General features: G+C 71.5%; 20 protein-coding genes and 1 tRNA gene. 8 read left to right on the top strand and 13 right to left on the bottom strand.

Annotated features, from left to right (window positions below; genetic code table 11):
* Positions 1-156: 156 nt before the first annotated feature.
* On the top strand, positions 157-1,497 hold the full coding sequence (locus tag ACSMXR_RS32995) for an MFS transporter (protein ID WP_381848263.1): 1,341 nt from the start codon (positions 157-159) through the stop codon (positions 1,495-1,497).
* 35 nt (positions 1,498-1,532) lie between these two features.
* Entirely contained in the window at positions 1,533-3,182 is a 1,650-nt protein-coding gene (locus ACSMXR_RS32990) for an amidohydrolase (RefSeq protein ID WP_403303590.1), read from the top strand.
* A 78-nt stretch (positions 3,183-3,260) separates the two neighbouring features.
* On the opposite strand, the gene ACSMXR_RS32985 is transcribed toward ACSMXR_RS32990, so the two are convergent.
* Positions 3,261-4,250, bottom strand: a complete 990-nt coding sequence (locus ACSMXR_RS32985; RefSeq protein WP_137228413.1) for a helix-turn-helix transcriptional regulator — start codon at positions 4,248-4,250, stop codon at positions 3,261-3,263.
* 94 nt (positions 4,251-4,344) lie between these two features.
* Between ACSMXR_RS32985 and ACSMXR_RS32980 the strand changes: the two genes are divergently transcribed.
* Entirely contained in the window at positions 4,345-4,743 is a 399-nt protein-coding gene (locus ACSMXR_RS32980; RefSeq protein WP_137228415.1) for a VOC family protein, read from the top strand.
* 233 nt (positions 4,744-4,976) lie between these two features.
* Here ACSMXR_RS32980 and ACSMXR_RS32975 read toward each other — a convergent pair whose 3' ends face one another.
* The 6 genes from ACSMXR_RS32975 to ACSMXR_RS32950 all read right to left on the bottom strand — a co-directional run bounded on the left by ACSMXR_RS32975 (position 4,977) and on the right by ACSMXR_RS32950 (position 13,930).
* On the bottom strand, positions 4,977-6,473 hold the full coding sequence (locus ACSMXR_RS32975) for a sialate:H+ symport family MFS transporter (RefSeq protein WP_473170569.1): 1,497 nt from the start codon (positions 6,471-6,473) through the stop codon (positions 4,977-4,979).
* A gap of 58 nt (positions 6,474-6,531) precedes the next feature.
* Positions 6,532-7,470: a 2-hydroxyacid dehydrogenase gene (locus ACSMXR_RS32970; RefSeq protein WP_137228419.1), complete on the bottom strand. Its 939-nt coding sequence runs from the start codon at positions 7,468-7,470 to the stop codon at positions 6,532-6,534.
* Entirely contained in the window at positions 7,467-8,258 is a 792-nt protein-coding gene (locus ACSMXR_RS32965; RefSeq protein ID WP_381848275.1) for an aldolase/citrate lyase family protein, read from the bottom strand. The genes ACSMXR_RS32970 and ACSMXR_RS32965 overlap by 4 nt, the downstream gene beginning before the upstream one ends.
* Before the next feature lie 252 nt (positions 8,259-8,510).
* On the bottom strand, positions 8,511-9,674 hold the full coding sequence (locus ACSMXR_RS32960) for a LacI family DNA-binding transcriptional regulator (protein ID WP_473170568.1): 1,164 nt from the start codon (positions 9,672-9,674) through the stop codon (positions 8,511-8,513).
* Positions 9,675-11,151: 1,477 nt separating this feature from the next.
* Positions 11,152-11,225: transfer RNA gene (locus ACSMXR_RS32955), tRNA-Pro, on the bottom strand.
* Between the two features lie 50 nt (positions 11,226-11,275).
* Positions 11,276-13,930, bottom strand: coding sequence for an ATP-binding protein (locus ACSMXR_RS32950; protein ID WP_381908961.1), 2,655 nt, complete (start codon positions 13,928-13,930; stop codon positions 11,276-11,278).
* Between the two features lie 111 nt (positions 13,931-14,041).
* Here ACSMXR_RS32950 and ACSMXR_RS32945 point away from each other — a divergent pair, with 111 nt between their 5' ends.
* Positions 14,042-14,521: a DUF309 domain-containing protein gene (locus ACSMXR_RS32945; protein WP_137228429.1), complete on the top strand. Its 480-nt coding sequence runs from the start codon at positions 14,042-14,044 to the stop codon at positions 14,519-14,521.
* Between the two features lie 131 nt (positions 14,522-14,652).
* The gene (locus ACSMXR_RS32940) at positions 14,653-15,135 is read left to right on the top strand and encodes a hypothetical protein (RefSeq protein WP_473170567.1); all 483 of its coding nucleotides are present in this window, start codon (positions 14,653-14,655) and stop codon (positions 15,133-15,135) included.
* Between the two features lie 34 nt (positions 15,136-15,169).
* Here ACSMXR_RS32940 and ACSMXR_RS32935 read toward each other — a convergent pair whose 3' ends face one another.
* Positions 15,170-15,988, bottom strand: a complete 819-nt coding sequence (locus ACSMXR_RS32935; RefSeq protein ID WP_473170566.1) for a sulfite exporter TauE/SafE family protein — start codon at positions 15,986-15,988, stop codon at positions 15,170-15,172.
* Between the two features lie 148 nt (positions 15,989-16,136).
* On the opposite strand from ACSMXR_RS32935, the gene ACSMXR_RS32930 reads away from it, so the two are divergent.
* Positions 16,137-18,119: a DUF2264 domain-containing protein gene (locus ACSMXR_RS32930; protein ID WP_473170565.1), complete on the top strand. Its 1,983-nt coding sequence runs from the start codon at positions 16,137-16,139 to the stop codon at positions 18,117-18,119.
* 44 nt (positions 18,120-18,163) lie between these two features.
* Here the strand turns inward: ACSMXR_RS32930 and ACSMXR_RS32925 are convergent, their stop codons facing one another.
* From ACSMXR_RS32925 to ACSMXR_RS32905, 5 genes are all read right to left on the bottom strand, one after another.
* Positions 18,164-18,808, bottom strand: coding sequence for a LutC/YkgG family protein (locus ACSMXR_RS32925; RefSeq protein ID WP_473170564.1), 645 nt, complete (start codon positions 18,806-18,808; stop codon positions 18,164-18,166).
* A complete protein-coding gene (locus ACSMXR_RS32920) occupies positions 18,805-20,406 on the bottom strand; it encodes a lactate utilization protein B (protein WP_473170563.1) in 1,602 nt (533 codons plus the stop codon). Before ACSMXR_RS32920 ends, ACSMXR_RS32925 begins: the two co-directional genes overlap by 4 nt.
* Positions 20,403-21,170 (bottom strand): (Fe-S)-binding protein, encoded by a 768-nt coding sequence (locus ACSMXR_RS32915; RefSeq protein ID WP_381793005.1) that lies wholly within the window; start codon positions 21,168-21,170, stop codon positions 20,403-20,405. The genes ACSMXR_RS32920 and ACSMXR_RS32915 overlap by 4 nt, the downstream gene beginning before the upstream one ends.
* Before the next feature lie 152 nt (positions 21,171-21,322).
* Entirely contained in the window at positions 21,323-22,054 is a 732-nt protein-coding gene (locus ACSMXR_RS32910; protein WP_137228441.1) for a FadR/GntR family transcriptional regulator, read from the bottom strand.
* 228 nt (positions 22,055-22,282) lie between these two features.
* A complete protein-coding gene (locus ACSMXR_RS32905; RefSeq protein ID WP_137228443.1) occupies positions 22,283-22,570 on the bottom strand; it encodes a DUF3040 domain-containing protein in 288 nt (95 codons plus the stop codon).
* A gap of 333 nt (positions 22,571-22,903) precedes the next feature.
* Between ACSMXR_RS32905 and ACSMXR_RS32900 the strand changes: the two genes are divergently transcribed.
* Both ACSMXR_RS32900 and ACSMXR_RS32895 read left to right on the top strand, forming a co-directional pair.
* A complete protein-coding gene (locus ACSMXR_RS32900) occupies positions 22,904-23,857 on the top strand; it encodes a HAMP domain-containing sensor histidine kinase (protein ID WP_137228444.1) in 954 nt (317 codons plus the stop codon).
* Positions 23,854-24,552, top strand: coding sequence for a response regulator (locus tag ACSMXR_RS32895; RefSeq protein WP_473170562.1), 699 nt, complete (start codon positions 23,854-23,856; stop codon positions 24,550-24,552). The genes ACSMXR_RS32900 and ACSMXR_RS32895 overlap by 4 nt, the downstream gene beginning before the upstream one ends.
* Positions 24,553-24,644 lie beyond the last annotated feature (92 nt).

Raw genomic sequence — 24,644 nt, 5'->3', positions numbered from 1 at the left:
TGTATGGCGAGAGCACCACGAGACTGTGACGGACCGGACAACGTCGTTCGAACGGCACCCGCAGCGTCGCGGTCGGAGGCGGACTGACCCGCCACTACCACCGCCGCGCACAGGCCGACATCCGCCGGTACCGCCGCTCATCCTCCGGAGTTCACCATGCACCAGACCATGCCTTCCCCGGGCCGCCGTCAGGCCAGACGGGCGACCACCGCCTCCTTCATCGGGACCGCCGTGGAGTGGTACGACTTCTACATCTACGGCACCGCAACCGCCCTGGTGTTCGGCAAGGTCTTCTTCCCCGGAGTCAGCCCCGCCGCCGGCACCCTGGCCGCCTTCGCCACCTTCTGGGTCGGCTTCCTCGCCCGTCCCCTCGGCGGCCTGATCTTCGGTCACATCGGCGACCGGGTGGGACGCAAGAACGTCCTGGTGGCCACCTTGATGCTGATGGGCACCGCCACCACACTCATCGGACTGCTGCCCACCTACGCCGCCATCGGCGTCGCCGCACCCATCCTGCTGGTGCTGCTCCGTGCCCTCCAGGGCATCGCAGTCGGCGGCGAGTGGGGCGGTGCCGTGCTGATGGCCACCGAGAACACGGAAAAGGGGCGCCGCGGGCTCGCCGGCATGTGGGTGCAACAGGGATCACCGGCCGGCTCCATCCTGGCCACCCTCGTCTTCATCGCCGTGGGGAACCTGCCCGACGCCGCCTTCATGTCGTGGGGCTGGCGCGTCCCCTTTCTGCTCTCCGCCCTCCTGGTCGCCATCGGACTCGTCATCCGTCTACGGGTCACCGAATCCCCCGAATTCGAGGCCGCCAAGGAGCGACAGGGCGCCACGGCGAAAATCCCCGTGGTCGAACTGTTCCGCACGTCATGGCCGCTGGTCCTCCTCGGCGTCGGCGCCAGCGCGATGGGCATCTCCTCCGCCTACTTCACCAACACCTTCGTCCTGTCCTGGGCCACCAGCGACCTCGGCGTACACCGGCAGACCATGCTCGACATCCTGCTGGTCCTCGCCGTCCTGCAGTTCCTGTGGCAGCCGCTGGCCGCCCTACTCGCCCAGCGGGTGGGCACCGTCCGGCTCATGGCGGGGGCGCTGATCGCCAACATCGTGGTCGCCGTGCCGATGTTCCTGCTGATCGCCACCCGTAACAGCACCCTGATCGGTATCGGGCTCGCCCTCGGCGTGCTGACCGGCTGTAGCTACTACGCCCTGCTCGCCGGCTTCCTGGCCCAGGCTTTCCCCGTCCGGGTGCGCTACACCGGCGTATCGCTCGCCTACCAGCTCTGCAGCACCATCATCGGCGGCTCCACCCCGCTGATCGCTCAGTGGCTCCTCACCCGCGGAGGGGGGCACTGGCCGGTGGTCGGCTACTACATCACGCTTCTGCTGCTCACCACGGTCTGTGTGGTGGCGCTGGCCCGCCACCGGACCGCACACGATGACTCGCCCACGACCGAGGAGCGTGCGGCCGAGGAACGACCGACCGTCGCCTGACCCCGCCGCACCACCCCGCCTCCACGAGGACCCTCATGCACCTGGACGCACTGTTCATCAACGGCCGCTTCACCACACTGGATCAGGACCGGCCCACCGCCCACACCCTGGGAGTCATCGACGGCCGAGTGGCCGGCCTCGACGACGACCTCGCCGGATGCACCTCCGAGCGTGTCCACGACCTGCACGGTGCGCCTGCCGTTCCCGGCTTCAACGACGCCCACCACCACCTGAGCATGCGCGGCCGCCGACTGCTCCAGCTCGACCTGCATGCCCGGGCCGCCCCAACCCTCGATGCCTTGTACACCGCCGTACGCGAACGGGCGGCCCGCCTCGGACCCGATGAGTGGCTCTTCGGAGCCGGGTACGACCAGAACAAGATCGGCGCCCATCCGACGGCCGAGGCCCTGGACAGAGCTGCCGACGGGCGCCCCGTGTGGCTGGAGCACGTCTCCTGCCACATGGGCGTGGCCAGCACAGCGGCCTTCGTTCGCGCCGGGTTCAGCGGCCGGAGGGGCGTCCCCGACCTCGACGGCGGCCACGTCGAACGCGACGCCGATGGCCGGGCCACCGGCCTCCTCAAGGAAACGGCACAGCACCTGGTGACGCGCGCCTTCCGTCCCGCTCCCATCGACTCGATCGTCGAGGCCATCCGGGCCGGGAACGCCCAGGGGATCACGGAAGGCATCACCAGTCTCACCGAGCCCGGCATCGGAGCACCCGAGCACGTCGGCCACGGCCCCGCCGACCTGCACGCCTTCCACCGCGCGGTGGAGGAGGGCGCCTTGGCCATCCGCACCACGGTGATGCCCTACCTGACCGCTCTGCACGACGCGGGACCGGCCGGCGGCGGCGAGACCTGGTTCGGACTCGACACCGGTCTGCGCACCGGATTCGGCGACGACCGTCTGAAGATCGGGGCCACAAAGATAGCCACGGACGGCTCGCTCATCGGACGCTCCGCCCACATGTGCTGCGGCTACGAGGACGACCCCGACAACTCCGGTTTTCTCCAGTTCGACGAGGAGTGGCTGCACCACTCGATCGCCGAGGCACACCGGTGCAGCTGGCAGGTCGCCGCGCACGCCATCGGGGACGCAGCCATCGGCGTCGTCCTGGACGCATTCGAGGCAGCCCAGAAAGCCCATCCCCGTGCGGACGCGCGCCACCGCATCGAGCACTTCGCCGTCGCCTCCGACCGGCAGGTCCGCCGGCTGGCGGCTCTCGGCGTCATTCCCGTACCGCAGGGTCGATTCATCTCCGAGATCGGTGACGGCATGATCACCGCCCTGGGACCCGAGCGCGCCGAACGCTGCTACCGCATGCGCAGCCTCCTCGACGCCGACGCGGTCCTGCCCGGCAGCAGCGACGCCCCAGTGGCACATGGCAGCCCGCTGCTCGGCATCCACGACATGGTCAACCGGCGCACCGCCGACGGCGTGCCCCTGGCTCCCGCCGAGGCCATCACCGCCGAACAGGCCCTGTACGCCTACACGGTGGGATCGGCCTACGCCGAACACGCCGAACACCGGAAGGGCCGACTCTCCCGTGGCATGCTCGCGGACTTCACCGTCCTCTCGGACGATCTGCTCACCGTGGCCCCGGACCGCATCAACACGCTCTCGGTCGGAGCGACAGTGATCGGCGGAGGAGTTGTCCACAACACCGGGGCGCTGACCGGCTGACCACGCGGCAGCTCCGGTCGTGCGCGCGGGTCCGGACGCCGGACCCGCGCGCACGACCGCGACGTCCGTTTCCTGCACTCAAGCGTGACGGGCGTAGGAGCCGAGGCGCTCGGCCAGCGCGGTGACGAGGTCGCGCAGTTCCTCGGGGCGCTCGATGACGAACGGCCGGTCGAGTGAGGCGAGTACGGGAGGCAGCCAATCGAGTCGCTCCGCCCGCAGTTCGACCCGCAGCCAGCGCTCGGCCGCCCGCTCCTCGCCTCCCGTGGGCGCGTACTCCTCCAGGCTCGCGACGCTGGGGGGCAGGTGGGTGCGGATCTGCTCGGCTGTGCCGTGGATCCGCAAGGTCACCTCGTGCCGGTACTCGGCCGTGGCGAACCCTGACAACACGCGCTGCTCCGGACTGGGTCCCACGGGTGCCTCGAACGAGCCGGGCAGGGTCCGCGCGTCCGTGATGCGATCGAGCCGAAAGGTTCGGTCCTCGCCGATCTCGGGGTCCTTTCCCGTGACGTACCACCGGCCCGCATGGGCGACGATTCCGTACGCGTGCAGTGTGCGTTCGCTGCGCCGCCCGTCACGGTCGGTGTAGCGGATCGAGACAGGGTGGCGGTGGCGCACCGCATCAGCGGTGGTGAGCAGGATCCCGGCGTCCGGGGTGTCGAACTCGCCGGGCTGCTCCGTGAAGGCGAGAGCTTCCAGGAGGGTGTCGAGCCGGCGGGCGATGTGCTTGGGCAGCACCCGCCGGATCTTCGCCGATGCCGTCTCGCTTGCCGTGCGCTCCGTCGTCGTCAGACCTGCCCGCCGGCCCGCGACCAGACCGAGCAGCACGGCCAGCGCCTCGTCGTCGCTGAACATGAGCGGAGGCAGGCGGTATCCGGGAGCCAACCGGTACCCGCCGTAGCGGCCGCGGACCGATTCCACGGGCATGTCGAGGTCGATCAGCTGGTCCACATACCGTCGCACGGTGCGCCCTTCGACGCCGAGCCGGTCGGCGAGTTCGGCCACGGTCCTGATGCCGCCCGACTGCAGCAGCTCCAGGAGTGTCAGCACGCGGCCGGTGGGTCGAGACATGTCCACAACCTATCGCGGATACAGGACCGATTCTGTCCACTATTCCCTCTAGCTTGGGCTGTGCACGCCCCCGGCACAGCCCAAGGAGATTCCCATGGACTTCGTCTCGATCCGTATCATCACCAGCGACGTAGCGCGCCTCGTCGCGTTCTACGAGCGCGCCACAGGAGTGCAGGCGATGTGGGCCAACGAGGACTTCGCCGAACTCAGGACTCACAGCGCCACCCTCGCGATCGGCGGCACCCGCACGGTGCCGCTGTTCGCCCCGGGCTCCGCCCGTCCGGCTGACAACCACAGCGTGATCACCGAGTTCCTCGTCGACGACGTGGACCGCGTTCACCGGAGCCTGACCGGCCTCGTCACCGACTTCGTCGCCGGGCCCACCACGATGCCCTGGGGCAATCGGTCGCTGCTGTTCCGCGACCCCGACGGCAACCTCGTCAACTTCTTCACCCCCGTCACCCCGGCGGCCATCGAGAAGTTCGCACGCTGACACCACGGGCAATAGCCCCGAGGCGCCACACCGGACAGCCGAGCAGCAAGGTCAGCGCACCGAACTGGAACGCGACGGTGAGGGCATCGTGCACGCAGTGGTTCTTCAGCCCGGTGAGAGCCTGGGGCTGGTGCTTGGTACCTTCGCCGCCGTCACCGGCCCCGATGACCGTGACAGCCGAGGCGCACCGTAGATCGGCCTGTCGGCGGCTTCGGAGGAGCGGAGCTCGTCGCTTACGGTGCTGTTTTCGTTGTCCGGCCGGCGCGAGCGGTGTCGGTGCCGAGGAGTCCCTCGTCGGTGAAGTCCGTCGGTAGCGACGCGTTGGGGTGGATCAGTCGTTGCACCCGTGCGGGAACGTTGAATCCGATGAGCAGGATGACGACGAAGGTCAGCGAGAACGAGAGCGTGGACAGAGCCACACCGAGCGAGAAATTCTCGGCGATGGCGGCACCGAGCACGGGAGCGATCGCACCGCCGAGGGCCCCGACGTTGTAGGTGAAGCCCAGGCCGGCGGCGCGCTGCTCGGTCGGGAAGAACCCGCCGATCCACTTGGGGAGGAGACCGGAGATGCCCTGCCCGAACAACTGCTGGAGGAACAGCAGCGCTCCGAGGACGGCGAGTTGGGTTCCGCCGATCGCGAACACGGGGAAGATGAGGAACTGCGACAGGATGAGGCTGCCCACGTACGCCCGGCGGGTGCCGAACCTGTCGCCGGTGAATCCAGCAACGCAGCAGCCGACGGCCGCGCCGAACCCGGCGAAGGAGACCACTCCTGAGATCTGGGCGGGGTCGTAGTTCAGTTCGGATGCCGCGTAGGTCGGCAGCAGGGCCTGGATGGGCCATGAGTAGAGGAAGGCTGCCAGGACGGTCATCGTCACCGCGAGGATGAGCGGCCACCGGCGCCCGCCGAACTGCACCATGTAAGAGATGAACACCGCAGCGATGAGGATCGCGGAGCCGACCACAGCGGGGCCGTTCATCCGGCCGGTGAAGATGAGCGTGAGCAGCACCATCACGACGGTCGCCGTGGCCGTGTTGACGGCCCGGAGCCTCCCCTTGAACAGTACGGCGAAGACGTTCGGCGCGGCGTCGGCGTCCGGCGCCGAGCTGCGGCGCCGAGCCTGCTCCCAGTCCTCGGGCTCGGGCAGGCTCCGGCGCAGCCACAGGGTGAGGGCGATCGGGGCGAGCCCGATGAGGAACAGCGCGCGCCAGCCGTACTCCGGCACGACGAACCGGAAGACCTGGCCGGCGAGCACGGTGCCGATGGCGGCGCCTGAGATGAGGAAGCCGCTCGCCTTGTTCTTGAGGCGTTGCGGCCACGCCTCGATGACGTAGGTGGAGCTCGCGCCGTACTCGCCTGCCATGCCGAGGCCGATGACGAGCCGGGCGGCGAACAGGGTTCCGTAGGAGGGGGCGACGGCGCAGGCGAGGGAGCCGAGCGAGAACAACAGGATGCTCGTGATCATCGCGGCTTTGCGGCCGAACCGGTCGCCGATCGCACCGATGGCGAGGCCGCCGAACCACCGGCTGACGAACGCGGCGGAGACGAGGCTCGCCGCTTGGACACCGGTGAGTCCGAACTCCTCCGAGATGTCCGTGAGTACGAGGGTGATGAGCACGAAATCGAAGCCGTCGAGCATGTAGCCCAGCCACGAGGCGCCGAACATCTTCCACTGGCGGCGGGAGACTTCCCGGTACCAGGGCACTGCGGACGAAGAGGGTTGGGTCATGATGACTCCGCACTTCACTGTGTGGGTGGTCGGTTCCGCCGGCCTGCCGGCCGACCGGTCAGACGTTGACGGGGGTGAGGAGGCCGGTGCCCAGACGCAGGGCGACGACGTTGCGGACGGCGAGGTCGGCCATGGCCTCGCGTGTCTCCTGTGTCGCGGAGCCGAGGTGTGGTGCGAGGGTGACGTTCTCCAGCTCTGCGAGTCCCGGGGCGAGCAGCGGCTCGTGCTCGTAGACGTCCAGTCCCGCGGCGGCGATGGTGCCGGCGCGCAGTGCGTCGACGAGTGCCGCCTCGTCGACGACGGGGCCGCGCGATGTGTTGATGAGCACCGCGGTTCTCTTCATCGACCTCAGGCGGGCTGCGTCGACCAGATGCCGAGTGTCTTCGGTGAGCGGGCAGTGCAGGGAGATGACGTCGGATTCGGCGAACAGCCGGTCCAGACTGGTCCACTCGACGGCTGGGTCGGTGCGCGGGCGGCGGGAGGTGGACACGATGGTCATCCCGAAGGCTCGGGCGCGGTGAGCGACTGCCTCGCCGATGCGTCCGTAGCCGACGATGCCCAGGCGTTTCCCGGCGAGCGAGGTACCCCACATGAAGTCGAAGGCCCACGACCACGGTTCTCCACCGCGGATCAGCCGGTCGCCCTCGGTCACCCTGCGGGTGGTGTCGAGGAGGAGCGCCATGGTGATGTCGGCCGTGGCGTCGGTGAGGACGTCCGGGGTATTCGTCACCGTGATACCGGCCGCGGTCGCCGCGGCGACGTCGATGTTGTTGTATCCGACGCCGACGTTCGCGACGAGCCGCGTTCCGGCTTCGCGCAGCGCGGCCAGGGCTTCGGCGCCGACGGGGTCGGTGATGGTGACGATGACCGCGTCGATACCGGTCAGTGCGGTCATGCCGGACACGCTCTCGACGGGGACGAGGTCGACGCCCAGGTCCTTGAGCCCGGTCACGGAAGCGGAGGGCAACGCGACGGTGGAGGCGACCCGGAACGTCATGAGACCACCACCGACGGCGCCCGCAGGATGGTGCGGGCCTCGGTGCCGAGCTGCTTCCACGCGCCGTACAGCATCTCGATGTCGATGCCCAGGGAGAAGTGGCGAAAGCCCCGCGCGCACAGGTCGCTGAAGTCGCCGAGTTCGGCGAGTTCGATCCTGGCCGGCACGCCGGTACGGTCGCAGGCGTCGAACAGTTCGTCGCGGGCCCGGTCGATCTCGGAAGTGGTACCGCCGGAGCTCATCCGGAAGTCCGTCGGCCCCCACTGCACGAAGTCGACGCCCGGGACCGACAGCAGGGAGTCGAGGTCCTCGAAGCTTTCCCGCTTCTCGACCATGACGCCGACGACGGTCCCGGCCACGCTCGCGATGTACTCCTGGCCGCCGCCGTAGTCGGGGCGGGCGTTGCGGCGGGCCGCGGCACCGTACGTACCACCATGTTCCGGGGTGTCCGGGCGGACGGACGCGACCGCCCTCTCCACGTCCTGCCGGGTTCGCATGTCCGCGAACAGGATGCCTCCGAAGCCCGACCCGACGGCGCGCTGGGCCAGGTAGTGGGCATGCTCGTAGTCGAGTTTGATCATCGTGCCCAGCCCGTACAGCTCTGCGGCGCGGCCGATGTTGTCGAGGTCGTGGAGGGTGAAGGCGTTGTACTCGGCCAGGAACTCGACGTAGTCGAACACTCCGGTCTGCCCGACCGCTTCGGTGACCGCCGGGTCCGGCAGGAACACACGGGTCGCGATGGTCGGTGATCCGGCGGAGAACTTGTCCCGGATGGGGTTGGGGCGCATGAGTCGGTACCTCTCGTCGGTGGGTGCGTGTCGCGGCGGCACGCTGCGGGCGGTGCCGTACGCGTGCCTGGAGGCACTGTGCGGGCAGCGTCAGCAGCTGCGCGGCGCGGACGTCGTCACCCGGGTATCCGCCGGTCACCGTGCCTGTGCGGCCCGGCCGGCGGCTTACGGTCGAGAGCGTACGAACCCGATCCGGCGCGTAGCGCGCACCGGCGAAATTTCGCGTGTTCTTTCGCAGGCGGCGTGGAAAACTCAGTCTGTACGCATGGTGGAGCCGCGTACCACGAGGCTCGGCTCGACCCGGTGCACGCCTGGCTGCGGGTCGCCGTCGATGGCCCGGAGCAGCAGTCCCGCGGAGAGCCTGCCGAGCTGTTCGAGGTGCATGTCGACCGACGTGAGCGTCGGCCGCGTCGACTCGGCCATGGCGAGCCAGTTGTCGTGCCCGATCACGCGGGCCCGTCCGGGCACGTCCCACTTGAGGTCGCGCAGTACGTCGAGTACTCCACGCGCGATCTGGTCGTTCCCGCAGAGGAAGCCGTCGACGTCGGGCGCGCGCTCGGTCATCGCCCGCGCAGCGGTGCGGCCCCACGTTTCGGAGTACGTGCCGGTGTGGACGATCCCGCCGACGATCTCCACGCCCGCCGCGGCAAGGTGCCTGCGGGCGGCGTTCGACCGCTGTGCCGTCGCGCGGACACGGGGGTCACCCGCGATGATCCCGACCTTGGTGGCCCCTGCGTGCACAAGATGCTCAGCGGCCAGGGCGCCGGCCTGCTCGTGACCGGCGTCCACGGAGGTGTCCTCGGGCGCGCTGGAAGGCGCATACGCGTAGACCAGCGGAACATCGAACATGCTCCCGAGGCTGGCCCGCTCCGAGGAGACGCTGCCCAGCACGATGATTCCGTCGACATGCCGGTCGACCAAGGCCCGCAGGTGGTGACGCTCCCGAAGGGAATCGCCCCGCGCGTCGCACATCACGATCGAGACCGCGCCGAGTCCGAAGGCGTCCTCCGCTCCCATCATGATCGGCAGAGCGAACCTTCCGGCGAGGTCGCTCGCGATGATGCCGACCGTGCCACCGAGCTTGAAGCGGCGGACACCGTGCCGGGGAACGTAGCCAAGGCGCTCCGCTGCCGCCACGACACGTGCCCGGGTGCCGGGGCTGACGCGCGGGCGGTCATTGAGCGCTTTCGATGCCGTCGCGGCCGACACACCGGCGGCTGCGGCGACGTCCGCGAGAGAAGCGGCGCGGGGCATGGCGTCAGCCTTCCGTTCATGTCGCTGCGAAAACTGGAGGAAAGGGTTGCGCAGATTATCGCAGCGGCCTTTCATCAACGCCGACCATCGCGGTGCCCGGACAACCGGGTTCGAGAAGAGTGCCGACCACGGCTGGGCCGTGCTCCGGTTCTTGGACCCCACGGACAGGGCTCCATTCGGAGACGTACCGTAATGCCACCACGCCGGAGTCCTTGATGCCCCGCGCGCGGGCTGCGGGCCCGACCGCTGAGCCGGGCCGAGCAGCACTGGACGCGGGCGGGCAGGTGATCGTGGAGATCGACGGAATCCTCGTCCTGGCCCACTCGAAGGCGCAGGGCGCCACCACGACCTGGAAGAAATCCCTTCGGCCGCCACCTGGCGGACCAAGTCGCTCTGTCAGAGCGGGATGAACGTATCCATCACCGCAACGTTGGGTACGAAGCGGCACGGCCGGCCCGGGTCAAGAGAATGCCGCCGGGACGAGACCGCGGTGAGAACCGACAGGAGAGCTGTGGGACTTTCGAACCGCCCGGGTGGGCCCCGCATTTGCCTGGCTCCGGCAGCGTGGCCGAAGGCGCCGCAGTGAGCCGTTCACGCGTCCGCCGCATCCTGCCCGTTGAGAGCGCGCCTGGCGCCGCCCCCGGTCCTGGACGTCCCCACGTCAAGCTTTCGTCTGCGTCGGCGCCTGCTGGCTCAGCCTGGCTGTTCGGGCTGCCTTCATCTGTAGTGGTCTCGTCGTCGATGACGATCACATCCGCGACTACCGCCTCCCGGGCGGGATGTCGATCATGAGGAAGCCGGGGTGGGCGGCCGATTCGACATCGTCGAAGGAACGAGCGCAATCATGGCCGAGTACGCCAACGCGTTCCTCTACGCGGACCGGGGAGTGCGGCCCAACCACACCGAGTTCCGCGGACCGCTCCCCGCCATCGGCCGCATGATCAACCCGCCCCAATCCGCCACAACAGGGCGATAGGCAGGCCGAAATACTGTCGCGGACAGCTAGCGCGAGTGCCTCGCCGATCGTGCCTCCTCACTTACGGGCGTCGAGGCGCCGGGCCGACCACCCTCCCCCGCACGCCGTGGCCGGCGCGTCCACCCCGAGTCCGCCCGACGTGTCTCCCGCCGCGAGCAGGTGGACAGACCAGAAGGCCGCTGCTCCAGGCAGCGCACGCGGACGAGCTCCTCGACCCACGCGCGCTGGCCCCGCCTGACAGGGAAACACTCGTCGCGCCGAATTCGGGGAGATCTCAGGCTGCCGCGAGACATCGACACCACCCAGTGAATCTGGACCGTACGCCGTCAGCCCCCTCGTCGCGCAGCGCATCATGTCCGCCGACTCCAGTCCGAACGCCCGCCGGTCCACAGGCTCACGCGGCGGACGCATCTCCACCGCCGCCCTGCGCGACGCCACCCACTGGGACACCGTGGTCACCAAGCTCGGCTACGAACATCCGCGCCTCCACGGCCTCCGGCACACCGCGCTCGCCACCGGGCCCCGTCATCATGACCCGTTGACACGGTCAAGGACGTCGGTCCTCCATCGGTCCTCCAGTTGGTCCCCAACTGGTCCCCGACAACGATCAAGGGCCGGTCTCGGATTGCTCCGAAACCGGCCCTGATCTGCGACTGTCTCCAGTCGGGACGACAGGATTTGAACCTGCGACCCCTTGACCCCCAGTCAAGTGCGCTACCAAGCTGCGCCACGTCCCGCCGCGTTTCCCCCCGGTTGTCCCGGGCGGCCGCGCAGGACAAACATTACCTCACTCCGAGGACCGTATCGACGCGCGTGCCTGTTGGGCGCGGGCGGCCAGCCCCTCGGCTCCGCAGGTCATCGCCTGCTTCTGGGCACGGGCCAGCTCCCGGTGCGATCCGATCGCGATCCCGTAGTCGACCCGGGCGAGGGCGTGCTCATAGGCGGAGGAGGACTTCTCCAGGTGGCCCACCGCCTCGGCGAGCAGTTGCGCGGAGCGCTCCGGGGGCGCGAAGAGGGCGACGCAGCGCAGGGCCTCGCCCAGGGCGGTGGGGGTGCCGAGCCGTTCGGCGTGCACCCGGTTGCGGGCGGCGAGATGCGCCGCGCGGGCCGGGTCGTCCTCGGCCAGGGCGCGGGCCAGGTCACCGGCCCAGGGAGCCCAGATGCCGTTGTGGCGTTCGCGCGGCTCCAGTGCGGCGCCCGCCGCTTCGAGCTCGGCGATGGCCTCCTCCTTGCGGCCCTCGGCCAGCAGCAGGCGGCCCCGCACGCACGGTCCGTCCGGCAGCACCATGGCGCTGGGGTAGGGCGGGCCGAAGTGGTACCGGTCGGCGATCTTGCGGGCCTCGTCGGTGCGGCCTCGGGCCAGCAGGGTGTCGATGAGCAGGCAGGCCGCGTCCCAGTGCACGGGCAGTCCGGAGCCGACACGGTCGGCGAGGCGGAGCCCTTCGCGCAGGAAGCCCTCGGCCTCGGCGAGGCGGCCGCGACGGCGGTGGACCATGCCGAGCAGGGTGTGGGCGAACGCCAGGTGGGCGCCGCTCCAGCCGGAGATCTCGAAGGCCCGGACCGCTTCGCCGAAGAGGCTCTCGGCGCGGTCCAGCTGGTCGACGAAGGTGTAGGTGATGCCGACCATGGTGGGCAGTTCGAAGCCCCACTCGGAGTCGGTCCAGCCGAGACCCCGGGCGGGGCTGCCGTCGACCAGGGCGCGTTCGCAGAGGTCGACGATGAGCTGGGCGTTCTCACCGCGCAGCATGGCGTCGAAGGCCCGCAGGGTGAGCAGCGCGCGCTCCCCGTTGTCGCGGCCCTTCAGGTGGTCGGCGTTGCGGGTGAGCCGGCGGGAGCGGGCCGGCCCGTCGTCCTCGGCGGCCTGCATGCCCTCCCACATGAAGTGCGCCGCCTGCAGCCGCATCAGCCCGGGGCCGGGCGCGGTGCGCGCGGCCTCGGCGGCCAGCGACAGCGCCGCGTCCTTGAGCTGGTTGTTGTGGGCGAGCGCGGCGGCGAGCCGGAAGGTGGCGTCGATCCGCAGTCCGTCGTCGAGCCCCGGCATGTCCAGGGCGGCGCGCAGGTGCTGGACCGTGGTGGGCGGGGAGCTGAGCAGCGTCGCGCAGCCCAGCTCGTAGAGGAGGACGGCACGGTCCTTGGGGCGCGGCGGCTCCTCCAGGGCCCGCTCAAGACAGCGCCGGGCCGCTTCGGGCGCGCCGACGGCGAGGTGCTGGCCGGCGGCTTCGCGCAGCTGCGCGACCAGTTCCTGGTCGTCGTCCGGGTGGACCTCCAGCAGGTGCCGGGAGGCCGCGGCGGCGCCGAGACCGGCCCGGGTGATCGCCCAGGCGGCGCGCCCGTGCATGGCGGTGCGGGTGGCCGGCGGGATCGAGCGGTAGACGGCGGTCGCGATCAGCGGGTGGACGAACTCCAGCGGGTCGAAGCCGCTGACGATACGGGCGTCGCGCAGCCGGGCCGTGCAGTCGGCGGCCTCCGCCGAACTCATTCCGGCGAGGGTGGCGGCCAGCTCCTGGGAGATGTCGGTGCCGAGCACCGCGGCGGCCCAGGCGAACCGGTTGGCGTTCGTGCCGAGCCGCTCCAGCCGGGCGACGAGCCCGCTGCCCCGCGCGGACGCGCCCAGCTCGCGCAGTTCGCCGGCCGATTCCTCCACGGGCGGCAGTTCGCGGTCCTGGACCTTGGCGACCAGCTCGACCGCCTCGTACGGATTGCCTCCGGTGACCGCCCATACCTCGCGGCAGAACGGGTCGTCGGCGTGGTCGCCGAGGCCCGCGCGGACCAGTACGGCGGTGGCGTCGGGCGTCAGGGCCCGCAGGGCGACCCGGGTCACCGTGCCCTGGCCGCCGGAGCCGCGCTCGGCCTCGCGGTCGGCGATGTAGTTGGCGTCGCGTTCGGCCAGTTCCTGCGGGCGGTGCGCCTGGACGACCAGGACCGGGAGTTCGCCGAGGCGAGCGGTGAACGAGGCCAGCCAGGCGAGGGATTCGCCGTCGGCCCAGTGCGCGTCGTCCACGATGAGCAGCAGCGGCCGGTGGCTGAGCCGGGACGCGAGCCGGCCGACGACGAAGTCCAGCCCGTCGCGCACACCTTGCGGGTCGGGCTGCGGGCCGCTCGGCTCGGCGAGTCCCAGGGCCGGCGCGGTGGTCTCGTACCAGTCGCCGAACAGCGCCCGGGTCTCGTCGGGCGGGAACTGGTCGAGCGCGGGCTGCAGCAACTGCCGTACGACGTGGAACGGTACGGAGGTGACGGTCTCGCCGCCACGGGCGGACCAGACGGTGCAGCGGTCGGCGGCCATCGCCTGGATCTCGGCGAGCAGCGCGGTCTTGCCGATCCCCGCCTCTCCGCTGAAGACCAGAAGCCCGCCGACGGCCTGCGCACCGCACAGGGCATCCACCGCCTCGGCAGCGGCGGCGAGTTCCGGTTCACGCTCGTACAACGGACGGGACGGCTTCATGCCCACCCTTCCCAAAGAGGCAGTCTTCTTCGACGGTCGAGCCTAGTCGTGCGCGGGTGCTCGCCGACAGGGTTCGCACGATTCCTTGCAGGTGCGGGGCACAATCGAGTAGTGAACGAGACGCGCAGAGACCGTGATGCCGAGGGCCGGGCGCGCAACGCGCGCCCCCGTGACGGACTGGGACGCCCCCTCCCGTACGGAACACCCGGCGTCGAACGACAGCCGGAGGGGGTCGTCCGCACGCCCGCGGAGACGCTCCGGGAGGCGCAGCGGCTGCTGGACGCGGGGATGCCGTTCCATGCGCACGAGGTCTTCGAGGACGCCTGGAAATCGGGGCCGGAGGACGAGCGCGAGCTCTGGCGCGGGCTGGCCCAGCTCGCGGTGGGGCTGACCCATTCCGCCCGGGGCAACACCGAGGGCGGGGCCCGGCTGCTCCGCCGGGGCGCGGGAGCGCTCGCCCCGTTCGCCGCTTCCGGGCCGCACGGGATCGCGGTCGCCGGACTGTCCGACTGGGCACGGGAATTGGCGGTCCGGGTGGAGTCGGGCCCACCGGTGGACGCGGCGGCCGAGGCGCCCCGCCTGCTGGGGTAGTCCGGCGGGCGGCGCCGGGGCCGGGCCCGAGGGCGGAAGGCCGGGCCGGGCCGGGAGCGGAGGGCCGGGCCGGGAGCGGAAGATCCGGGTCCGGGAACCGGAGGTCCGCGCAGCTACTACGATCCGGCTCCATGAGCACTTCTGACCAGGACCAGCACCGGGACCAGCGCCGGGACGAGCGCGAGACCGGCCGCGAGGACGGACCGAACGACGAACAGTCCGACCAGGACCGGGGCGCCGACGCCCCGATAGCCGACACCGCCGTGGAGACGGGGGCGGAGGGGGCCGAGCTCGACGATGTCCCGGACGGTCAGGGCGGCCAGAGCAGCCAGGATGGTCAGGATGGTCAGGACGGGAAGAGACTCACTCCGCGCCAGGCCCGGCATCTGCGGATCGTCCTCTCCTCGGTGGGCATGGCCGCGATGGCCGTCGTGCTCGGGCTGCGGATCGCGAGCCGCTCGTCGGTACTGGTCGTCGGCGTCTACGGACTCGCGCTCATCCTGTGCGGCGTGATGATCGAGCTGAGCAGGAACGGCCGTACCCGGCTGGCCAGCTGGCTGCTGGGGGCGGGGCTGCTGGCCGCCGTGGGCGCGGACTGGCTGCTGCTTCCCTGAAGCGGCCGCCGGGCGGTCGTGCGGCCGGCCTGCCTCAGATCAGCAGGAGTTGGAGTCCGCCGGCCACCGTCGCACCGATGACGATCCGGTCGAAGACCTTCTGGTTGATCCGGTCGACGCACACGCGGCCCAGGTACGCGCCGGGCAGGACGAACAGCAGCAGACACGCGTCGAGCAGCAGGGAGCGTGCGTCGATCAGGCCGAGGCCCACGCTGAACGGCACCTTGGACACGTTCACGATCAGGAAGAACCAGGCCGAGGTGCCGAGGAAGCCGAGCTTGCGGAAGCCGGCCGAGAGCAGATAGAGCGACATCACCGGGCCGCCGGCGTTGGCGACCATCGTGGTGAACCCGCCGAGAACGCCGTAACCGCGCGCGGCGGTCCGACCGGTGCCGCCCCCGGCCCCGCCCTCGCCACCGCTGTCGGCCCCGGCCCCGGACTCGGTCTCGGCTTCCTTCTCCGTCTTCCGCTCCCCCGCCTCCTGCTCCGCGATCCGGCGACGCCACAGGGTGACGCCCGTCATGAACAGCAGGATCGCGCCGATGGAGGTGCGGACCGCCGCGTCGTCGGCCCACAGCATGAACAGGGTGCCCGCCACGACGCCCACGGCGACGGCGGGGAACAGCCGGAGCAGGGTGGGCCAGTGGGCGTGACGGCGGTAGACGCGTACGGCGAGGAGATCGCCGGCGATCAGGATCGGGAGCAGCACTCCGGTCGATTCACGGGCCGGGAGTACGGCCGCGAAGACCGCGAGGCTGATCGTATTGGCACCGCTGACGGCTGTCTTGGAGAAGCCGACGAGGGTGGATGCCGCCGCGAGTACGGCCAGTTGCCAGAGGCTGATGGTGTCCATGTCGGGAAAGATGGTAAGCACAACGGTTTCGGCCGACGCCCGGAGGCTCTCACTCCGGCTCCCGCCCCCCTCGATGAGCGTTTGATCGATTGAGCCTGCATGTGATCGATCTCTTGACCCTCTTCGATCAGTCGATCAGGATTCCCGGATGACCACCTCCGCTGCCGCCCTCTTCGGACTGCCCCCGGAAGACCGTGCGTCGAGCCCGTACACCGGATACACCCGAGCCCACTGGGAGGCGGCTGCCGACGGGATGCTGGACGCCGCCTGGAAGTGGGCCACGCCGGGCGGCGCCCGGCTCGACCTGCCCGGGCCCCCGTCGCACTCGGGTGTCCGCTCCGACGGCCTGGAGGGGTACGCGCGTACGTTCCTGGCGGCGGGCTTCCGGGTCGCGGGGGCGGGCGGGAAGGATCCGAACGGTCTGCTGGAGCGGTACGCGGACGGACTCGACGCCGGTACGCGGACACCGGGCCGGGACGACGCGGAGTCCTGGCCGCTGATCCTGGACCACGATGTGCAGGGCCAGCCCATGGTGGAGTCCGCGTCGGTGGCCCTCGGGCTGCGGCTCACCCGGCCCTGGCTCTGGGACCGGCTGTCGTCCGACGTACGGGACCGGGCGGAGCACTGGCTGCGGGGCGCGCTGCGGCACGTTCCGGCGGGCAACAACTGGTACCTCTTCCCGTACACCGTCGCCGGGTTCCTGGAGTCGGTGGGCCGGGGCGACGCGGAGACGGCACGGGCCCGGGAGCGGGCGCTGGAGCTGCTGGCGGGCTGGTACCGGGGCGACGGCTGGTACGCCGACGGCGACGGGCGCGCCTTCGACCACTACAACGGCTGGGCGCTGCACCTGTATCCGCTGCTGGACGCCCATCTCGCGGGCGACGCACGGGAGTCGGCGCTCCACGGGGCGCGGCTGCGCGAGCATCTGGAGAGCTTCTCGCTGATGTTCGGCGGCGACGGGGCCCCACTGCACTTCGGGCGTTCGCTGACCTACCGGTTCGCGGCGAGCGCGGGTGTGGGGCTGGGCGCGGTGACCGGGCACACGCCGCTCGCCCCGGGGGTGTCGCGACGGGTGGTCAGCGGGTCGCTGCGGTACTTCCTGGAGCGCGGCGCGGTCGGGAACGACGGGCTGCTGAGCCTTGGCTGGCACGGCCCGCACGCGGCGACGCTGCAGACCTATTCCGGTCCCGCGTCCCCTTATTGGGCGTCGAAGGCGTTCGTGGCTCTGCTGGCCCCGGCCGAGCATCCTTTGTGGGCGTCGCCGGAGGAGGAGGCTCCGAGCGAGGGCCCCGACCGGGTGCTGTCCGTACCGGCGGCGGGCCTTCTGCTGCAGTCGACGCGGGCGGACGGTGTGGTGCGGCTGCACAACCACGGCAGCGACCATGTCCGCCCGGACGAGGGCGAGTCGGCGGCCGACGAGGACCCGCACTACGCGCGGCTCGCGTACTCCACCGTGACCGGGCCGACCTCCGCGGCGAACCCGGCGGACAACCATCTGTCGCTGACGGTCGGCGGGGCGCGCAGCGCTCGGCGGCGCATCCGTCCGCTCGGGGCCGGGCACGGCGACGGCTGGGGCTGGGCGGCCTCCTGGCACCTGCCGGTGTTCCCGGCGGGCCCGTCCACCGTTCCCGGGCTGCGGGTGGAGAGCGTGACCGTGGCGCGGGGCCGCCACGAGCTGCGGGTGCACCGGGTGCTGGGCGCGCCGGACGGGGCGCGGGCGGAGCTGACGGGCTGGGCGACCGACCCCGGCGGCCCGGTGCGCTCGCGGTTGCGGGGGCTGCAGGGCTGGGAGGCGCCCGAGGACGTACGGGCCCCGCAGGGAACGGCGTTCGCGCCCTGGGCGACCGTGCCCCGGCTCGCCGCCGAGGTGACCGGCACGGTGGTCCTGGCGGCGCTGGCGTCCCTCACCGCCGAACCGGAAGCCGCTCCGGACGCCGCACCGGACGCCGCACCGGAAACCGACCCGCTGGACGGGGTGGTGGACCGGGTGGAGGTGGCCGGTGACACGGTCGAGGTGCACTGGGCCGGGGACGGGGCGCGGACGCGGATCACGTTCGGCGGTGCGGCGGTGCCGGCTGTGTCGGCCGTGCCGGTGGTGACCGTGGTGCACGGGCGGCCGGACGTTCCCTGACCGCCGCTGCCCCTGACCGCCGCCGAGCGTCGGCGCCCCGACGGCTACGCGTCCGTACGGATCACCACCATCAGCGTCCGGGGCCCGTGGACGCCCTCCACCCGCTCCAGCTCGATGTCGGAGGTGGCGGACGGCCCGCTGATCAGCGTCGTCGGCCGTTCGGGCACCAGCCGGGCCACCGCCTCGGGCACGCCCACCTCGACCGTGGAGAGGTCGACGACGCACACGTGCAGATCGGGGACGAGGGACAGCGCCCGGCGGCCCTGGCCGGGCGAACCGTCCAGGAAGATCGTGCCGGTCTCGGCGCAGCCGGCGGCCGACGCCGTCACCACGGCGTCCAGGGCGTCGAGTTGTGCGGGCGTGACGTCGGCGTCGTCCTGCCGCACCTCGCCGTCGTACCCGGCGAGCCAGCGCGCGTCGAGCCCGGCCGGCACGCCGATGCGGCGGACGGCGTGCTCCCGCAGGACCTCGCCGACGACCTCGGCGGTGCGGTCGGCGGTACAGGGGTGGACCCGTGCCTTGTAGTCGAGGAGCCGGTCGGTGAACAGGGCGAGGCGTTCGTCGTCGGGCAGGGCGCGGCCGGTGCGGTAGGCGCGCGGGACGACGACGGCGGGCGTCGGGGCCAGCGCGAGGGCGTCGCGGATCCGGCCCAGCACGGTGTCGCGGGCGCTGCCGGCGGCGCTGTTCATGTCGCGTCCTCCTCGTCGTGCCCGCCGCCGGAGGCCGCGGTGTCGTGTTCGCCGGGGGCCGTGGCGTCGGATCCGCCGGTAGCCGTGGCGTCGTGTTCGGCGGCCGCGGCGCGCAGGGCGGCCGTGCCCTCGTCGGAGGCGAACCAGGCGCGGAAGGTCTGCCGGGGCGGGGCCGCGGTGTCGCGGCTGTCGCTCCAGCCGCTCAGCGGCGGAGGCAGCCGCGCGATCGTTCCGTCGCGCCCCGCGATGACACGCCCGAGGCCGGACGCCTTCTGCGCGGTGGTGTAGAGACCCGGGCGGCGCATCACTGCGGCGGCCGCCTTCATCGCCAGCTTCTCCGGTGTGACGCCGGTCTGTTCGGTGTGCTGGTGGCGCAACTCCACCAGCAGCGACGGAATGTCGATCTTCACCGGGCAGGCGTCGAAGCAGGCTCCGCAGAGGCTGGAGGCGTACGGCAGGGAGCTGTTCGGGTCGTCCTTCGCCGCGTGCATCCCGGCCAGTTGCGGGGTGAGGACCGCGCCGATCGGTCCGGGGTAGGTCGATCCGTAGGCGTGGCCGCCGGTCCGCTCGTACACCGGGCAGACGTTGAGGCAGGCGGAGCAGCGGATGCAGTTGAGGGCCGCGCGTCCGATGGCGTCGGCGAGGGCGGCGGTGCGCCCGTTGTCGAGGAGGACCAGATGGAAGTCGCGCGGTCCGTCGCCGGGCGTCGCGCCGGTCCACAGCGAGGTGTAGGGGTTCATCCGCTCCCCCGTGGAGGAGCGGGGCAGGAGCTGGAGGAAGACCTCCAGGTCCTGGTAGCGCGGGATGACCTTCTCGATGCCCATGACGGTGATGAGGGTCTCGGGCAGGGTCAGGCACATGCGGCCGTTGCCCTCGGACTCGACGACGGCCAGCGTGCCGGTCTCGGCGATGCCGAAGTTGGCGCCGGAGACGGCGACCTTCGTGGTCAGGAACTTCTCTCGGAGGTAGCCGCGCGCGGCGGCGGCGAGGTGGGCGGGGACGTTGTCCAGTGCCGGGTCGACGCCGGGGATGTGGTCGAGGAAGATCTGCCGGATCTCGTCCCGGTTGCGGTGGATCGCGGGCACCAGGATGTGCGAGGGCTTGTCGTGGGCGAGCTGCACGATGAGTTCGGCGAGGTCGGTCTCGTACGGGGTGATCCCGACCGACTCCAGGTGCTCGTTGAGTCCGATCTCCTGGGTGGCCATGGACTTGACCTTGATGACCTCGTCGCTGCCGGTGGCCCTCACCAGCCGGGCGACGATCTCGTTGGCCTCGGCGGCGTCGCGGGCCCAGTGGACGGTGCCGCCGCGCTCGGTGACCTTACGCTCCAGCTCTTCGAGCAGTTCGGGCAGCCGGTTCATGGCGTCGGTCTTGATGGCGGAGCCCGCGTCCCGCAGGGCTTCCCAGTCGGGCAGTTCGCCGGTGACGTTCAGCCGTTTGGCGCGGATGGTGCCGGTGGCACGGCCGAGGTTGCGGCGGAGCTGGTCGTTGCCCAGTTCGTCGTGGGCGGCGCGAGGGAAGGCCCGGTCGCCGCGGAGGTTTCCGGTGCCGTACGGCGAGCGGGGCGGCGGGGCGGGCATGCCGAGGAACGTGCTCATACGGAGGCCTCCGTCAGGACGTCGGGCGTGGTGCGGGTCGCGGCGAGGATCCGGGCGAGGTGCAGGGTGCGGGTGCCGGACCGGATCCGGGAGAGCCCGCCGCCGATGTGCATCAGGCAGGAGGAGTCCCCGGCGGTGCACACCTCAGCCCCGGTGGCCGTGATGCTGTCCGTCTTGTCGTGGAGCATCGCGGTGGACGTCTCGGCGTTCTTCAGCGCGAAGGTGCCGCCGAAGCCGCAGCAGGAGTCGGCGCCGGGCAGCTCGACGAGGTCGATGCCCTCGACCGCGCGCAGGAGCTGGAGCGGTTTGTCACCGACGCGGAGCATCCGCAACGAGTGGCAGGTGGGGTGGTACGTCACCCGGTGCGGGAAGTACGCGCCGACCCGGGTGACGCCGAGGACGTCCACGAGGAGTTCGGAGAGCTCGTACGTCTTCGCGGCGACGGTCTCCACTCCGGCGCGGAGCGCGGCGTCCCCGTAGCGGTCGGCGACGATCCGGTGCTGGTGCCGTACGGAACCGGCGCACGAGCCCGACGGCATCACGACCGCCTCGATCGAGGCGTCGCCGAACCCGTCCGCGAAGTTGCGCACCAACGGCACGGGTTCTCGCTGGTAGCCGGTGTTGATGTGCATCTGCCCGCAGCAGGTCTGCCCCGGCGGGAACACCACTTCGTGCCCCAGGCGCGTGAGCAGGATCGCGGTGGCCCGCACCGCGTCGGGGAAGAGCGTGTCTCCCAGACAGGTGGCGAAGAGTCCGATGCGCATGGAGCCTCCCCGGTCGGGTTTACTTGGGATCGATGTTTCTATGGTCGGACCATACTAGGCACGGGCCGCGGAAGGGAACGTCCATGCGTCTGTGACGCCGCGTGTCCGCGGTACGCGGCGTCGCCCGGCGGCCGGATCGCCCTCTCGGGCTCCTACGGTGCGGTGGGCTCGTCCACCAGGGTCCCGTGCAGCCCCCGGATATGCCGTTCCACCAGGTCCGCGGCCTCCCCGCCCTTCCCTTCCCGTACCAGCGCGAGAAGGGCCTCGTGCTCGGCGTTGAGGGCGCGGGCCGTGGCCGGCCAGTCCTCGACGGCTTCCAGGGCGCGCAGGATCAGCGGTCGCACGGACTCGCGTACGGCGGAGGTGAGCGTGGACGTCAGGGCGTTGCCGGAGCTGCGGGCGATGAGCACATGGAAGCGGGTGTCCAGATCGTTGAAGCCGCTGACCCCGATTCCCGGCTCCGCCATGCCCGCCACCAGTTCCTCCGCCGCGTCGAGGTCTTCGTCCGGTGCGTGGCAGGCGGCGGCCTCGAAGCTGGACCGCTCCAGGATCACCCGGGCCTCCAGGACGTCCTGGAGGCTGTAGCTGCCGAGGGCGAAGTGCAGGCGGAGCAGGCGGCCCAGGGCGTCGTCCGGGTTGCGGACGATCCGGGCCCCGGCGTCGGGCCCCCGGCCGGGCTGGGCCACCAGGACGCCGATGGTCTCCAGCACGCGCAGCGCCTCGCGCAGGGCGGAGCGGCTGACGCCGAGCACCGGGGCCAGCTCCCGTTCGGGCGGCAGCCGGTCGCCGGCCCGGAGCTCTCCGGCGACGACCCGTTCCTCGATGCTGCGGAGCACGAGCTCATGGGTGCGGGACTGCTGCACGGGCTGCCATTCGACGGGCATCCGTATCTCCCTGCCTCGGCCGGATCCGGACATGCAGCCTATGTCACACCGGGCATGTGGTCGGACCTCACATCGGACCGTACATGCGTGCAGCGGTGCATGCGTACCGCGTACTGACGACGGCCAACGCGTGAAGGCCCCGTCCGGAGTCCGGACGAGGCCTTGACGCCGGCCGGAAGGGGCCGGTGGGGCGGTGCATGCGGGCACCGCCGGGAAACGGTGCGCGGGTCAGCGGGTGGTGGGGATGTCCCGCCCGTGCTGACGTCCGCGCTGCGGGTCGAAGAGGTTGGCCGCCGCGCCGGACACGACGAGCCCCGCGGCGATCAGGAGGCCGTGACCCACGGCGATGCCGATGCCCAGTGCGGCGAGCCCGACGGCGAGCCACAGCCAGGCGTTGCGGCGGCGGTACTCGCGCGGGGTGCGCGGCGTCCCGTCGGACATCGCCTCGGCGAACCCGGGATCGTCGTGACGCAGCTGCTCCTCGAGTTCACGCAGCCGCTCGTCGTACGTGGGCATGGTGTCTCCCTCCCGGTACGGAAACCCTCTCGGCTCCTGAAGCCCCGGCTCCCCGTACCGCGGCACGGGGCAGGGCCCCCCGGGGCCCTGGACCTCATGGTCGTCCGGAGGGGCCCGCGGGGACCATCGGGGGCAGCACCCATATCCGGGGGTGCGCACCATGCAGACGGGGCGCGCACGCGGCACTCCGGAGAGTGGCCGGGGGCAGCGGCCGCCGGGGCGGCGTGTCCGGGCCGCACGCCCGGGCGGCGGCACGCTTCGCCCCGCGCAGCGGCGATAGTGGAGGCTGTCAGCGCGCCCGCACGACCCGACCTCCGAAGGAGCCGTTCGACCTTGTCCCTGTTCTGGCGGATCTTCCTGCTCAACGCCGCCGTGCTGGTCGCGGCCGGCGCCCTGCTGCTGCTCGGGCCGATCACGATCTCCACCCCGGTCCTGCTGACCGAGGCCATGATCCTGACCGGTGGTATCGCCTTCATGCTCGCGGCCAACGCGGCCCTGCTCCGGCTCGGCCTCTTCCCGCTCCAGCGGGTCACCCGGGCGATGACGACCACCGATCTGCTGCGTCCGAGCCCGCGCCCCGAGGTCGCGGGGCACGGTGAGATCGCCGCGCTGATCGAGACGTTCAACACGATGCTGGACCGGCTGGAGGCCGAGCGCGCCACCAGCAGTGCCCGCGCGCTCTCCGCCCAGGAGGCCGAGCGCCGGCGCGTGGCGCAGGAGCTGCACGACGAGGTCGGGCAGACGCTGACCGCGGTTCTGCTGGAGCTGAAGCGGGTCGCCGACCACGCCCCGGAGCCGCTGCGCGGGGAGCTGCGGCAGGTCCAGGAGATCACCCGGGGGTCGCTCGACGAGATCCGCCGGATCGCCCGCCGGCTGCGGCCCGGGGTGCTGGAGGAGCTGGGCCTGGTCAGCGCGTTGACGGCGCTGATCACCGAGACGCCGACGCCGGACGGGCTGACGATCCGCCGCCAGATGGAGAAGGATCTGCCGGAGCTGGGCGCCGAGGCCGAACTGGTCGTCTACCGGATCGCGCAGGAAGCCCTCACCAACACGGTCCGGCACGCCCGCGCCACCCGGCTCGAACTCTCTCTGCGGCGCAGCGCCTGCGGGGTGGAGCTGCGCATCCGCGACGACGGCCGCGGCCTCGGGGACGCGCCCGAGGGGGCCGGCCTGCGCGGCATGCGCGAGCGCGCCCTGCTGATCGGGGCCGAGGTCTTCCTCGGCCCCGGCCCGCAGGGCGGCACCGAAGTACGTCTCGATGTGCCCGTCCCGAACGGAAGCAAATGACCATGCCCACCTCACCGTCCATCGCCACGCCCGCCCGGGGCGCCGCCGCTCCGACCCGCATCCTGCTGGCGGACGACCACGCCCTGGTGCGTCGCGGCGTCCGGCTGATCCTCGACGGCGAACCGGACCTGACGGTCGTCGCCGAGGCCGGCGACGGTGCCGAGGCCATAGAGATGGCCCGCAGCGAGCAGCCCGATCTGGTCATTCTGGACATCGCGATGCCCCGTCTGACGGGCCTCCAGGCGGCGCGCGAACTGTCCCGGGTCATGCCCGGGCTGCGCATCCTGATGCTCACGATGTACGACAACGAGCAGTACTTCTTCGAGGCGTTGAAGGCCGGGGCGGCCGGGTACGTCCTCAAGTCGGTCGCGGACCGGGACCTGGTGGAGGCCTGCCGGGCGGCGATGCGCGACGAGCCGTTCCTCTACCCGGGCGCGGTGACCGCGCTCATCCGCAACTTCCTGGACCGGGCCAAGGACGGCGAGGACCTGCCGGCGCGGGCCATCACGGAGCGCGAGGAGGAGATCCTCAAGCTGGTCGCCGAGGGCCACTCCTCGAAGGAGATCGCCGAGCTGCTCGTCATCAGCGTCAAGACCGTGGAGCGGCACCGCGCCAACCTGCTCCAGAAGCTCGGGCTGCGCGACCGTCTGGAGCTGACCCGCTACGCGATCCGCGCCGGGCTGATCGAACCCTGACCCGAACGGCGGGTGCGCGGGGCCCCGGCCGAGCGGGGGCGGGCAGTTCATGTGATTCTCACCCGGTCCGCATAGGGTGCCCCCGTGACCCA

This window comes from Streptomyces sp. DSM 106670, from assembly GCF_055792845.1.
This window is presented reverse-complemented; position numbering and strand designations above follow the sequence as displayed.

What these genes read in the sequence shown, in the direction of transcription:
- ACSMXR_RS32995 (WP_381848263.1), top strand. Translation starts at nt 157, where the DNA reads ATGCACCAGACCATGCCTTCCCCGGGCCGCCGTCAGGCCAGACGGGCG.
- ACSMXR_RS32990 (WP_403303590.1), top strand. Translation starts at nt 1,533, where the DNA reads ATGCACCTGGACGCACTGTTCATCAACGGCCGCTTCACCACACTGGAT.
- ACSMXR_RS32985 (WP_137228413.1), bottom strand. Translation starts at nt 4,250, where the DNA reads ATGTCTCGACCCACCGGCCGCGTGCTGACACTCCTGGAGCTGCTGCAG.
- ACSMXR_RS32980 (WP_137228415.1), top strand. Translation starts at nt 4,345, where the DNA reads ATGGACTTCGTCTCGATCCGTATCATCACCAGCGACGTAGCGCGCCTC.
- ACSMXR_RS32975 (WP_473170569.1), bottom strand. Translation starts at nt 6,473, where the DNA reads ATGACCCAACCCTCTTCGTCCGCAGTGCCCTGGTACCGGGAAGTCTCC.
- ACSMXR_RS32970 (WP_137228419.1), bottom strand. Translation starts at nt 7,470, where the DNA reads ATGACGTTCCGGGTCGCCTCCACCGTCGCGTTGCCCTCCGCTTCCGTG.
- ACSMXR_RS32965 (WP_381848275.1), bottom strand. Translation starts at nt 8,258, where the DNA reads ATGCGCCCCAACCCCATCCGGGACAAGTTCTCCGCCGGATCACCGACC.
- ACSMXR_RS32950 (WP_381908961.1), bottom strand. Translation starts at nt 13,930, where the DNA reads ATGAAGCCGTCCCGTCCGTTGTACGAGCGTGAACCGGAACTCGCCGCC.
- ACSMXR_RS32940 (WP_473170567.1), top strand. Translation starts at nt 14,653, where the DNA reads ATGAGCACTTCTGACCAGGACCAGCACCGGGACCAGCGCCGGGACGAG.
- ACSMXR_RS32935 (WP_473170566.1), bottom strand. Translation starts at nt 15,988, where the DNA reads ATGGACACCATCAGCCTCTGGCAACTGGCCGTACTCGCGGCGGCATCC.
- ACSMXR_RS32930 (WP_473170565.1), top strand. Translation starts at nt 16,137, where the DNA reads ATGACCACCTCCGCTGCCGCCCTCTTCGGACTGCCCCCGGAAGACCGT.
- ACSMXR_RS32925 (WP_473170564.1), bottom strand. Translation starts at nt 18,808, where the DNA reads ATGAACAGCGCCGCCGGCAGCGCCCGCGACACCGTGCTGGGCCGGATC.
- ACSMXR_RS32920 (WP_473170563.1), bottom strand. Translation starts at nt 20,406, where the DNA reads ATGAGCACGTTCCTCGGCATGCCCGCCCCGCCGCCCCGCTCGCCGTAC.
- ACSMXR_RS32915 (WP_381793005.1), bottom strand. Translation starts at nt 21,170, where the DNA reads ATGCGCATCGGACTCTTCGCCACCTGTCTGGGAGACACGCTCTTCCCC.
- ACSMXR_RS32910 (WP_137228441.1), bottom strand. Translation starts at nt 22,054, where the DNA reads ATGCCCGTCGAATGGCAGCCCGTGCAGCAGTCCCGCACCCATGAGCTC.
- ACSMXR_RS32905 (WP_137228443.1), bottom strand. Translation starts at nt 22,570, where the DNA reads ATGCCCACGTACGACGAGCGGCTGCGTGAACTCGAGGAGCAGCTGCGT.
- ACSMXR_RS32895 (WP_473170562.1), top strand. Translation starts at nt 23,854, where the DNA reads ATGACCATGCCCACCTCACCGTCCATCGCCACGCCCGCCCGGGGCGCC.